Source organism: Chitinophaga filiformis (assembly GCF_021646545.1).
GTDB classification, from domain to species: domain Bacteria; phylum Bacteroidota; class Bacteroidia; order Chitinophagales; family Chitinophagaceae; genus Chitinophaga; species Chitinophaga filiformis_A.
In genome coordinates this window covers 100,480-113,716 of sequence record NZ_JAKIRP010000024.1, presented here as the reverse complement: position 1 = coordinate 113,716, position 13,237 = coordinate 100,480, and the positions used below count along the sequence as shown (strand labels likewise).

The 13,237-nt window shown below is 50.2% G+C and carries 3 protein-coding genes; all 3 read right to left on the bottom strand.

The annotated features are described in order from the left end of the window. Position 1: 1 nt before the first annotated feature. The 3 genes from L3C95_RS33260 to L3C95_RS33250 are packed head-to-tail and all read right to left on the bottom strand — an operon-like array spanning position 2 to position 13,231. The gene (locus L3C95_RS33260; protein WP_236394980.1) at positions 2-7,342 is read right to left on the bottom strand and encodes a non-ribosomal peptide synthetase; all 7,341 of its coding nucleotides are present in this window, start codon (positions 7,340-7,342) and stop codon (positions 2-4) included. A gap of 2 nt (positions 7,343-7,344) precedes the next feature. Beyond that, positions 7,345-8,343, bottom strand: coding sequence for a TauD/TfdA family dioxygenase (locus tag L3C95_RS33255; protein ID WP_236394979.1), 999 nt, complete (start codon positions 8,341-8,343; stop codon positions 7,345-7,347). A 7-nt stretch (positions 8,344-8,350) separates the two neighbouring features. Then, on the bottom strand, positions 8,351-13,231 hold the full coding sequence (locus tag L3C95_RS33250; RefSeq protein WP_236394978.1) for an aminotransferase class III-fold pyridoxal phosphate-dependent enzyme: 4,881 nt from the start codon (positions 13,229-13,231) through the stop codon (positions 8,351-8,353). Between the last annotated feature and the right edge of the window lie 6 nt (positions 13,232-13,237).

The following is a 13,237-nucleotide window of genomic DNA, read 5'->3' as shown; positions in this document are numbered from 1 at the left end:
CTTAATTCTTTTTGAGGAAGCTACGGATGCTGTCCTGTTGTGCGGACTGCATCAAGTTCTTTTCCGTGTTATGTAATTGAAGTTCCAGGGCAATCATCGTTTGTGAAGGTTCACTGCTAAGTGCAGACAGCATCTGTTCAAACCGCGCGATGCCCCGTTGTACGGACTTTCCGCTGTAGGCGCCCTGATCATACAGGCATTCTGCTGAAAGTCCCTGGCTGTCTGAGGTAAAATGTATTTCCATGCTGAACTTTCTGCTCATGGCAGTATGAAGCGGGCGAATAGTAATATCCGGTGGCGTTACAGCTTCATCCCGGTAATGCCCTTCTAAATCATCTATATGAATTTCCAGGATGCCCCGGCCCTCCACTTCTTCTGCGCCAGCCGGTACCCATTGCGCCACATACCTTTCAGGCTGCTCAAGATAAGCAGTACACTGTGCCTGCACATGCTCGATCAGGTCTGATATATGTGTATATAACTGCTTGTAGATAGTGAAGGGCACTACGTTCATGAACAGCCCCACCGTATTGTACCAGGCCGGATCAAAGCGTCCGTGAAGCGGCGCAAACACCGTCAATACCGGTTGCACCGCATCATCCATAAATGCCAGCGTTTGTAAGCCGGTGATCAGTGCAAAGGGAGATACCTTGTATTGCGCAGACAACTCCGTGATGGTGTCACCTGAATACTTATGAAATATCTGCCTGAAATACCCGGTGCCCTGTTCTGCTGTATTTACCTCCTGTTTTTCTTTCAAAAGGCAATGACGGGCCAGTGCAACCCTGTCGGTTTTAACGGGCAGCAGCTGACTGATACTTTGTGCATATTTACTATAGGGTGTAATTTCTTTATACTGTAGCGCATTCCCATAATGGTCGAGGATGGCTGTCATGAGTACCTTGATACTCCATGCATCTGCAATAAGATGATGTAACACAAATGTGAACACGTAACGGTCCTGATCATGTTGTTGTAAGAACAACCGGCATACGGGATCCTGCTCAGGGTTCATCTCCACACTGGAGCCATCACCATACTGTATCTGACTTTCATCTACAGGGAACAGTTTATATTGCAGGCCTTCTCCGGATACCCGGAAGCGGCATCTCAGCATACCATGAACTTCCAGCACATGGCGAAGCGCTTTGCTGAAACGGGCCTCATCCAGCGGACCACTCAACTCAAAGGACCCCTTCATGAGATATTTGCCTCCGCCGCTCACCTCCATATCAGCCCATATGCGCTGCTGCATAGGAGTAGCCCTGTACCATTCATTCTCCTCCAGATACTTTTCGTAAGAAAGCTCCGGCGTTTTCTGATCAAGCAGGAGGGCCAGTTCCTTTACCTGTGGATGCCTGTAAAGCTCTCCCAGTGTGACAGACTTTTCAGATAACTTGTAGATAGCCGAAATAAGCTGAATAGCGCGAAGACTGTTACCACCGGCGGCAAAGAAATGTGTATGCCGGTCGGCAAGTGTACTTAGCAGGCCAGTATACAGCATAGCTATCATCTGCTCACTTTCTGATAGCGGCCCAGCGGTATGCCCCTGCTCATGAATAACAGGCGAAGGCAGGTTGCTGCTGTCTTTCTTTCCATTGCCGGTAAGCGGTATAAGCGGTACGGTGATAAAGAAAGAAGGCACCATATAAGCCGGCAATACCGTCCTGGCATACGCCATCAGCATATCGCTGTCGCAGGTAGCATTTTCCGGCACAACATACGCCACCAGTATGGGATGTGCAGTCCCTTCAAATGCCCTGTATACTACCACGGCATCTTTCACCAGGTGGTGGGCAGTCAGGCAATGCCGGATGTCTTCCAGCTCTACCCTGTTGCCATTGATCTTTACCTGCTCGTCTTTCCTCCCCACAAAGGCCATCCTGCCATCATCGAGCCAACGTACGAAGTCCCCCGTACGGTACCATGTCTCCTCTCCAGCTTTATAAAAACGTAATGCAGTTTCTGTTTCATTATTGTAGTACCCTTTCGCCAGTCCGACGCCCGTAATATGTAGTTCTCCTGTTACCCCTGCAGGCACCGGTTGCTGGTCAGCATCCAGTACTTTTACCTGCACATTGGCTATCGGCATACCTATAGGCATCAGGTGATCTGCAGGATAGATCCGGGTGAAAGTGGTACAGATAGCATTCTCCGAAGGACCATATGCATTGAACAGCATATGCTGACCGGCCAGTGCAAGTCCTGTCCTTTCAGGCAGGGCCTCTCCCGCAGCAATGAGCACACGTAGGGTAGCTGGCAGCGCTGCCGGTAATGCAGACAGGTAAGCCGGGGGAATGGTGGCTACCGAGATGCCACTGTTTGTGAGCCAGTCGAGGAATACATACTGGTTATTGATCAGCTCAGGACCAGCTGTATATAAAGCGGCCCCGGATAATAGTGCCAGGCATACTTCCGACAGGGATGCATCAAAACCGGGTGATGAGAACCAAAGACAATGATCATCCTGGCTCACGCCAAATCCCGCGATCTGCGCAGTGATGGTGTTTAACAACCCTGTATGGGATATGCTGAGTCCCTTAGGCTTACCGGTAGAACCGGAAGTGAAGATCATATAAGCAGGTACTTCTCCTGTAATGCGTACCGGCTGGCTCTCCCTGCTGGTAAACGTAGGTGTCAGTACGGCAATATCTTTCAGCTCGTAGGCTTGCCCGGAGGTATTCAGCACAACCTGTACACCGCATTCTCTAATGATAGCCAGGACCCTTTCCTCCGGCAATTTCACGTCGACAGGCAGGTATATCGCCCCACGGTTCATAATGGCCAGCATAGCCGTTACCGTCAGTTCATTACGCGCCGCCAGCACCGGCACGATCTGACCGGGCAGTATCCCGCCCATACCCATGGTCAACACTCGTTTTAACAGCGTACGATAGCTCACCCTCCTGCCCTGGTCAACAATAGCCGTGCAGTCGGGATATTGTTCCGCCACCTGACGGAAGCGGGAAATGATCGTTTCAGCGGGTGCGATATTGACAACAGGCCCTGTACCACACTTCTTCCATTGCGCCACTTCGTCGGGCGAAAGCATACTCACTGTTCCCACAGCGCTTTCTGCCTGGTCTATCAGCTGCCCTGCCAGGAAGAGGCAATGCCTTAATAGCTGGCGGATGAAAGACGCTTCATAACGGGTGCTGTCATAGTCGACCGTGAGGCTCAGTTCATCCTTATGCTGAGAAAAGTTGAATGCCAGTCCCACTTTGGCCTGTGTATGCCCGTCGTACGGCAGTTTCTCCAACCTTAGTTCATTTGTTTCAATGGTATTACCCTGCTGCCTTTCCTGGAAATTGACCAGTACATGGAACAGGCTATCGCCGGAGATGCCGTGCAGCGCCACCAGTTCTTTTGCCAGTAGCTCATAAGGATATTGCTGGTGCTCCAGGCCTTCGGCCAGGCGACGGCTCCACCTGTCAGTTAACTGATGAAAGGATGCCTTAGGATCAAGCTCATTTCTTAAGAGCAGTGTATTCAGGAAAAAACCTACCTGTTGCATAAAAGCTTCGTGCAGGCGATTATCTACCGGGATGGCCAGCACCCTGTCGTTGCCACCGCCATAGCGGTATAATAACATATCTACTATCGACAGCAATAACGGGAAGACGGTGATCTTTCTCTCCTTCGAGAACGCCAGTATCCTGCCTGAAAGCGTCTTTCCCAATGTTATGCTGTGACTGCCGGCCATCGTCTGCTGCTGACGGCTACTATTCGCAGGAGCCGTTAATGCCGCCACAGGCAGCGGGTCCCTGAATTGCTGTAGCCAGTAATCACGGGCTGCCTTGTCCTGCTGCAGGCTGTTCTGCCAGGCCGCGTACTCTTTATACTGCAAACCGGAGGAAGTGTCATGTACGTTCAACTCATCATATTCCTTCAGTAAGTGCGCAAACAGGATCTCTTCCGACAATCCGTCCGCAATTATATGATGCAGGTTGATCAGCAACAGCCATTCTTCCTGAGCCAGTTTGTACAAGGCTATTCTGTACAGCGGGAGCACATCCAGCAGTATATGCAGCTGCGCATGCTGCCGGCACACTGTTTCAACATCAACAGGTCCCTCTTCATAGTGATAGACAAAAGCCGTATCACGATGGATCACCTGCCTGGGTATACCATCGTCTCCGCAAACAAAGGTGGTGCGCAATGATTCAAAACGTTCAATGACCTTCTCAAAGGCAGCCACAAAACGCTGTACCGAAAACGGACCGTGGATCCGGTAGGCAACAGGCATGTTGTAGGCAGTAGAAAAACGGACCCCCTTGTGTTCTGTCCAGATCCGCAGCTGCTGCCCCGACAATTCATACGATTCGCGCAAGGGCAGCTCTACAGGATCCGTTAAAAGGGCCTTTTTAGCTTTTACAGCGCGTATTGCCTGTTCGGACAATACCGGATAGTCAAAAATATCTTTCAGCGAAAATCCGGCCTTAAAATGCCTGTTTAAACGGGCCACCAATGCCGAAGCCTTGATGCTTTGTCCGCCGGAAGCAAAAAAGTGGTCATGCCTGCCCACCTGCTCCACCTGCAACAGCTCCTTCCAGATAGCCGCTATCTGTTCTTCGGTATCGTTAACAGGGGCTTCATAAGGTCTTGTGTCTTCTTTAATGGTTAAGCTATGGGACAACAGCCGTTTGGTATCCACTTTTCCATTGATGGTAAGTGGTATTTGCTTCACCCTATAAAAATGTTGCGGCACCATGTATGCCGGCAGATGCGTTTTCAGCAACGCTGCCACAGCCGCGATGGCTGCATCGCCCTCAAAGAACAGCGCCAGCTCGGGGTCATCCCCATGCTGCTCCGCCAGTACATGTGCCGCCCTTACGCCCGGAATATATTGTAAATGGTGTATGATTTCCTCTGCTTCTATACGGTATCCGCGGATCTTCAGCTGCTGGTCCATCCTGCCCAGGAACACCAGCTCTCCGTCCGGCAATTGCCGGGCAAGGTCGCCGGTTCTGTAAAGCACCCGATCATTACCTGACAGTATAAACTTCTCATCTGTCAAGGCCTGGTTGTTGAGATAGCCCATGGCAATTCCCTTACCTGCCAGGAACAGTTCTCCGGCCAATCCCGGCAATAGCGGCTGTCCCGCATTATTGAGGATGCACGCATGCATCCCATCTATCGGACGTCCTATGGTGATCAGCTGATCGTCAGGACTGATAAGCTTCACTATGCAGCCAACAGTAGCTTCCGTTGGCCCGTATTCATTGAATAGCAAAATGTCTTTGTTCAGCCGGAACAAGGCCGCTGCCTGCGAACCCTGTAACTGCTCTCCTCCTGTGATCACCACCTGTATAGGCGTTTCTGTCAGTTCCAGGTGTTTTAAGAGACTGATATGCGAAGGCGTCAGTTTAATACTGTCAACGCCATACTTTCCTGAAAAACATTGCTGCAGGATGAGGTCTGTCTGTAATTCCTCCGGAAATACCACCACCTTCTTTCCGGTTATCAGCGGCAAAAAGATGCCGGTGATGGTAAGGTCAAAGGACAATGGCGTAAACCAGGGGAAGTTGCCGCAGATGGTTTCTTTAGTATAGGTTTTGGCGCACCAGTGTAAGTAATGCGACAGATTATTCACTGACAACATACAACCCTTTGGTTTGCCTGTCGTACCAGACGTATAGATCACATAAGAAAGCGCTTCGCCATCCAGTTGCGGATACGCCATCTCACCAGATACGCTGTCTGCTGTCTCCAGCAAGGCCGCTATCGAACAACCGATCCTGTCATCTGCATTCTCCGTCAGCACAAGCACCGGGGCCGCATCATCCAGAATAGCCCGTACCCTGACTGCCGGCTGTGACCTGTCCAGTGGCAGGAAAGCTGCTCCTGCCTTCATAATGGCAATGAGGGCAATAAGCACCCGGGCACTTCTCGGCGCACTGATAGCTACAATATCTCCGGGCTGTACACCCTTTTCTTTCATCAGCACAAGCGCCAGTTTATTGGCCAACTGTTCCAATGCGCTATAGGTATATGTTATGTCGCCCTCCACAATGGCCACTGCGTCGGGGTACTGCCGGCAGCTTGCCTGAAACAGGGTGATAAAGTCCTGTTGTGCAGTGGTCGGAAGATCTATATCAACAGGCGTTTCATCCGCCAGTAAATTAATGTTTGTGAGCTGTTTCGGATTAACTGCAGCGAGGTCCAGCAGCTTTTGCAATACGCGGTCTATCTGTTCTACCGCAGGCCGGCTGAACCGCGTACTGTCAAAAATCCAGCGGGTAGCCAATCCATCCTGTGTATCCAGGATGTCCAGCTGCAATGCCACACCAGGAAGTATCACCTGCCAGTCACTGTAATGCACGACATCATCAGGCAGTTGTACGTACTGCACCACATAAGGCAATCCACTACCGGAAACTTCCTGTATAAATTCATGGCTGAAATATTCAGCTACAGATTGACGCTCTCCCATTAGCTGAGAGATCGTGTTGACCAGCAATTTAAACCTGTCCTCCCATGTCAGTGGTAATGGAACCACCTGGTCGATAAGCCCCACTGTATTATCCAATTCGTCATACACCCTGCCGCTGAGCACTACGCCGGGTGTCACAAGGTCCCTGCTGGTAAAATGACTTAACAGGATACTGAAGATGCCATAGCAGCAATCCCTCACGGAAAACCCTATCCTTTCCACCTCTAGCTGCAACGCCCTTCCTTTCCGGTTGACAGCGGTGCTTTCATATACCGGTTTATCCGTAACACCTGCTGTTTCAAATAAAAACGGTGTCGCTTTTACGCGGGTGGGCAGCTGTTGTTTGAACCAGTTGGTTATTTCCTCCGGCTGCTGTTTTAGCGTCTCCGCCTGCCAGCTTACGTATTGTGAATAAGATATAGCTGCATCAGCCGCCGGCTTAGCAGAAAAGACATGTTGTATGGCACTGCACAACTTACCTATACTATGAAAATCCGCAACACCAAAAGGCAGCTGCAGGTAGGCATGATAACAAGCGTCTTCACTGTCGCGTGAGGCGGCAAACACCACCAGCTCACTTAACTGTTCAAGATACTGTTTACTATCATTTGAAAATGAGCGGGCATCTTTGCGCTGTGCTTCAAGGAAAATATGTATGTGTCCATCTTCCGCAGTACCGATCTCCTGCAAAGGGTAAACCATGTCAGGCTGATTTACGAAGCGTACCAGCAGGGCTTCCTGCTTTTGAAAAAGCTGCCGCAGCGCTGACGCAAGCGCTTTCATGTCCTGTACCGGCTCACAATTGATCTGCCAGGAGAAAGTAACTGGCTGCTGGGATATGTGTTGTTGAAAATATCCTTTCTGTGTTTCAGTAACAGGAAGGATGATTGCATCGGGTAAACGCTCCATTATTATCTGATAGGTTTCATCATGATTACATTGATCTCTCGCGCACCTTTGAAAGAATTACGCCCATGCGCAACCAGCATATTATCCATCAGCAGGATATCCTTTCTTTTCCATGGAAAATAGACACACTCCTCCTGGTAGGCGGCGTGAATAAGCTCCAGGTATTCGGCTTCGATAGAAGAACCATCTCCGTAATAGGTATTAAAAGGCAATTCATCACTGCTGGAAAAGGCAGCCCTTATCTCGGGCGCGAGGGCCAGGAAATTGAAGAAGTATCCGTGGTTGAACCAGATATCTTCTCCGGTGACCGGGTGCGTTCTCACAGCCGGACGGCGCCACCTGATCTCCAGCCGGTCATTACCGCTCCAGGTAAATTCCTGTCCATATGCTTTACAATGTTCCTCCACCACTGCGCGGTCTTCTGTCTGGAATACTTCCTGCCACGATAAGCCTACGCCCTTCTGCAGCAGTCTTCGGTATAGTATTCCCTTTTCTTTGAACACGCTTACCAGTTCCGCAGGCAGGCGTTGCAATACTTTGCGTACATCCGCCACAGGTGTCTCGCCTTTCTCAGCTGGCTCTTTGGAACAATAAAAAGCGATCCTCAGCGGCCAGGTATGAGAATAAGACAATTCGTTATGCATATTAATGACCTGATCAGCCGGATGTTCTGTAGACGTGTACAGGTTCTCTTTTACTTCCGTTCGTGGGGAAGAGCGGTCTTTATAAGAAAGGAATTCTTCATTAAACGCCCCCATTACATCCTGGAACGCATTTCTGTCCGGCACGTCAAAACCTCTGAATAAGATAGCGCCATGCACTTTCAGATCTTCCGCCACTTCATCCTGGTGCCCAGCCAGCCATGATCTTAACGAGACGCCATCCATAGCGGGTTCGTAACGCACAGGGAAACCTGGTGTTTTATCAATGAGGTCACCCGCCAGATCAATGGGTTTTGGTTTCACATCTTTTAATGAAAATTGCTGTCTCTGAAACTGCATGGGGAGTTTATTTTGTTGTGGTTAATTTCAAAAAGTTCTCACTACGGCGGGAATGCAATGCCTGTTTAGTTCTGCCGGCACGGAGTTCCTTCAGCTTTCCTGTCAATGCGGCCAGCGATTCGTCTCTGCCTGTACAGGCCAGCTCCAGTAACAACTGCCAGTCTTCCAGCATTTCCTTCACCAATGCTGCGGGATAGCGACCAGTATCGTAATGTATCTGCAGCTCGATATCGTCATGCCCTTCATCAAAGCGGAATTCCATCGGGTACTTTCTCGGGTCTACGGACAATCCCTTCAACGTGTTCACCGACAAGCCACTAAAGTCCCTCGAAGTATGGTGCCGCTTCAGCCTGAAGTTCTGCAGTGATATTTCTATTTCAAAGAAGGGATGCTGTTCGCCATCACGCCGGTCCCAGCACTCGTTTTTTAGTGTTTCGAAAGAGTAATCCTGCTTCTCGAACATCTCCAGCAGGTGTAGCTTGAGTCTTTGCAGCAGTTCAGTGAAGGTCTCTTCTTTTTTAAGCTGCGTACGCAGTACCAGTATATTAAGGAAATGCCCTATGAGCTTATGCCACTTCGCCTTGCTTCGACCTGTAACAGGCGTGCCGGTGGTAATGTCTGTTGCGCCGGTATAACTGTATAACAGTAACTGGGTCACCGCTGTGATGATGGTAAACACGCTCAGATTAAGATCAGTGGCCAGCTGCCGGATACCGGCGTAATGCTGGCCCTTGATCGTCAACGAGAACTCTCCATTTCCCGGGGCACCTTCAGTGGTCGATCCCGGAATATGCAGTAATTCAATATCTTTCACCTGTTGCTGCCAAAAGGTACGCAGCGCTTCATTCTGCATACTTTCCTGCTCTTCCTGCACATAGTGCCGGTACTGTAATGCACCAACACCTTTAATGGTCTCTTCTTTTATCAATGCATTGTACAGATCGATCAGGTCATTGAAAAGCACCTCCATGGACCACCCATCACAAATGATATGGTGCAGGGTGATCGTCACCAGGTATGCGCCATTCTTCCTTTCACTGACTGCCACCCGCCATAACCAGTCGTCATCCGGCCTGAAAGGCTCCTGGCCCTTCTCCTGCAGCAGCTGTTCTGCTGCACTGTCGTCTTCCGGCAGGTCCATCCAGGTAAGCCTGAATTGCCTGTCAGATACGGTTCGCTGCCAGGGCACACCGTCTTTTTCATAGAAGACAGTGCGTAATATTTCATGTCTTTGCGTCAGCAGGTGGCAGGCTGCTTCGAATTTATCAGGCAGGAAACCATTTTCAATCAACATGGTTTCCGACAGATTAAACAATGCCGATTCCTGCTGCAGTTGCCATGCCCACCAGATGTTCTGCTGCGCAGCAGAGAGTCTTATTTCAGGCAACGCTTCTTCTTCCGTTGCGGTGATCAATTCGTCCTGCAGCAACTCCATACAACTTTCTTTTACCGCATCGATCAGGTAACGGATATCGGCAGCAGTATGCGCGGTGGACACGTAACAGTTCCTGCCTTCCCAGATATAGATACCTTTCGCCAGCAGTTTATAGAACAACAGTTCGTAATTACCTTTCAGCACAAAACGGAACAGTGATCCGAAATGCACCATGCTGACAGGCAGATGCCTGCTTTTGAAGAAGGTGTTCAATTCTTCGCAGATGCTACCGGTGGTTTGCTCCAGCTGCCGGTAGATGTCAGGGTTGGCTTCCAGGTGGTTCAATACATGGATACCTGCTTCCATGGCCAGAGGATGGTGACAGAAAGTACCTGCTACAAACGTATTCATCACTGTAGGATGTGACTGATCGCCGTAAGTCCAGAAGCCGCCATCCACAGCATCCAGGAAACGCCTCTTTCCTGCCACTACACCGATGGGTACTCCACCACCGATGATCTTACCATATACAGAAATATCAGGCCTTACGTCTGTAAAGGCACGAATGCCATTGATGGCAAACCTGAACCCGGATATCACTTCATCAAATATCAGCGCAATGTTGTGCTGTGTTGTAATGCCTGACAGCTGCTGCAGGAATTGTTCGGGGAAGAAATCCGGCCGGCGGCTCTGCACCGGCTCTACCAGTACAGCTGCGATTTCTTCCGCCATGCCTGCAATCACTTCCAGGTCTTCCTCATTACCATAACGCAATACCAGCACATCCTGACTAACCGAAGTGCTCACACCCGGCGCCAGCGGTTCGCCATAGATGTCTTTGCCCTGCCGCGCCAGTATGCCATCAAAGGTGCCATGATAGGAACCGGAGAAGAGCACGATCCTGTTCTTCTGCGTCACGGCCCTGGCCAGCCTGAGGGCCACCATCACAGCTTCTGTTCCTGTGTTATAAAAGGCCGCACGCTCGTTGCCGGTGATGTTACAGATGCGCATGGCCAGTTCCCCTGCCCGCGGACTCAAAGCACCGAGAAACAATTTATTTTCAAGTACTTCCTGCAGATGTTGATTGACAAATGAGGGGTTGTAACCGAAGAGGTGTACGCCAAATCCCATGGTGAAATCGAGGTAGCGATGCTCTTCGCTATCCCATATATAAGCCCCTTCCGCTTTTGCGGCCACCGGCTGGTATACCATCTCTTTCCAGCGGGGCTTAAAGCCTGCTATGTTGCGGTTATTAGCCAGGTACTGGCGGTAAGCTTGTGTCTGTTGTTTGGAGCTGCTGCTGTTCTTTACTACATCATTCACCAAAGCCTGTAATGCAGCGTCTTTGCCATCTGTAGTCTGATCTGCTGTTATCTCCGGCACTTTATAAGGTACAAAAGCAGCTTCCACTGTCTTCTTTACTGTCAAGGCGCCGGGTGCTGCCGCCAACAGATATTCTTTTAATTTACCGGGTGTATTTAGTTTGTCATAAAACAGGGATATGTCAATATTCACCTGCTTATCTTCAAGGATGCGTTCGCGCAGGTGCATGATCATAATAGAGTCCATGCCCATGCCAAAGAAATCATCCGCGTCTCCAAATGTGCCCGCGTTCATTTCTGTGATCTCCCCAACGATCCTGTCCACGTACAATGCAATTGACGCGTCTTCCACCGCTACCGCAGGTGTAGCCTTAGCCACTTCATGGGTGGGCCCTTCGGCTGAGCGGTACAGACTGTCGTCCACCCAGAACTCTTCATGATCAAACTGATAAACAGGAATAGGTACCTGCGTACCGCGTAGCGAATAGTTATGTTCTTTTTTACCCGACAGGAACTGCTGTGCGTCTTCCTGCAGCAATGTGCAATGACTGTGTGTCATTCCGGGTGATACGAATAGTCTTTCATCAGCGCCGGTTATCAGCAACTCCAGCAATCGCGCAGCCGCCGGCTTATCTTCCGCTATCACTGCTACCCGCTCTTCGAAATGGTCCCTGCAATGCAGGGCTGTATAAGCTATATCAGGCAAAGCAGCGGCTGTGTTCCCAAGATAATCAACATATGCCGCTGCCAGCTTCTTCAGCGCTTTTGCAGAACGGGCAGAGAGCAGTAACACTGCACATTCATCCGGATAGGGATTACTATACTCCTGTTCTGCCGCCTGCAATATCATATGCACATTCGTGCCACTGAACCCAAATGAGCTGACTGCTGCCAGACGATTTTCGGCTTTCGGCATATCAATAAGTCTTGTCGCCACTTTTACCTGCTCATGCCAGCTGATAACAGGATTAGGGTTGTGATAGTGCAGGCTGGCCGGTATTTTTTTATGATACAGGCATAAGGCCGTTTTTATCAGCGCCGCAATACCAGCAGCCGATTCCAGGTGACCAATATTGGTCTTCACACTACCTATGTAGAGCGGATGTTTCCGTTTATTGTCCCTGATATAAGCCTGTTGCAATGCCTCTGCTTCAATAGGATCGCCGAGTTTAGTACCTGTACCATGTGTTTCTACGTACAGCACATCGGTAGGATCTACATTCGCTTTATTGAGCACTGATTGTAACAATCTTTCCTGCGCCAGTCCATTCGGCGCCGTCATACCATTACTCGCGCCATCCTGATTTACCCCCGTCCCTTTGATTACGGCGATAATATGATCGCCATCTTTCACCGCGTCATCATATCTTTTCAGCACCACTATACCACATCCTTCGCCGCGTCCGTATCCATCTGCCGATGCATCGAACGCTTTACAACGCCCGTCTTCTGAGAGGGCCCTGGTTTTGGAAAGAGAGATATGTCCGAAAGGTGTCAGGAAAAGGTTCACCCCACCGGCTATGGCAACGTTGGTCTTACCGGAACGGAGCTCGCGTACCGCGAGGTCGACCGCTACCAGGGAAGAAGAACAGGCGGTATCAACCACCATGTTTGCACCGGTCAGTCCCAGCTGATAAGCGATCCTTCCACCAGCGGTAGATATCGCATTACCTGTTACAGAGAAATGTGAGATACCGTCCACATTCCCACCTGCTGCAAGGTGTCTGTACTGATCGTCAGATATACTCAGGAATACTGCAGTGTCTGTACCGTTCAGACTACCCGGCGGGATGTTCGCTGCTTCCAGCGCCTGCCAGGTGGTTTCCAGCAGTATACGCTGCTGAGGCGACATCTGCCTGGCCTCGGCAGGATTGATCCGGAAAAAGGCCGCATCAAATCCTTTTACATCATCAATAAAAGCGCCTTTGGTGCAATAAGACTTGCCTGGCGCATCAGGGTTCTTATCATAAAAGCGCGCCGCATTCCAGCGTGTTGCCGGCACTTCGGCAACGGCGTCCTTAGCCTGGCACAGATTATCCCAGAATGCCGCTATATTTTCCGCGCCGGGAAAACGGCAGGACATGCCAACAATGGCAACAGGCATGTCCTCCTTTTTCTCCAGCGTTACGATACGTTCTTCCGCTATCTTCAGCCTTTCGTATAACTTTTTTACCAGCTCAATATTTTCCATAGGGTG

Bases quoted from the DNA above. Each gene is read 5' to 3' on its own strand.
- L3C95_RS33250 (WP_236394978.1), bottom strand. From the start codon at position 13,231: ATGGAAAATATTGAGCTGGTAAAAAAGTTATACGAAAGGCTGAAGATA.
- L3C95_RS33255 (WP_236394979.1), bottom strand. From the start codon at position 8,343: ATGCAGTTTCAGAGACAGCAATTTTCATTAAAAGATGTGAAACCAAAA.
- L3C95_RS33260 (WP_236394980.1), bottom strand. From the start codon at position 7,342: ATGGAGCGTTTACCCGATGCAATCATCCTTCCTGTTACTGAAACACAG.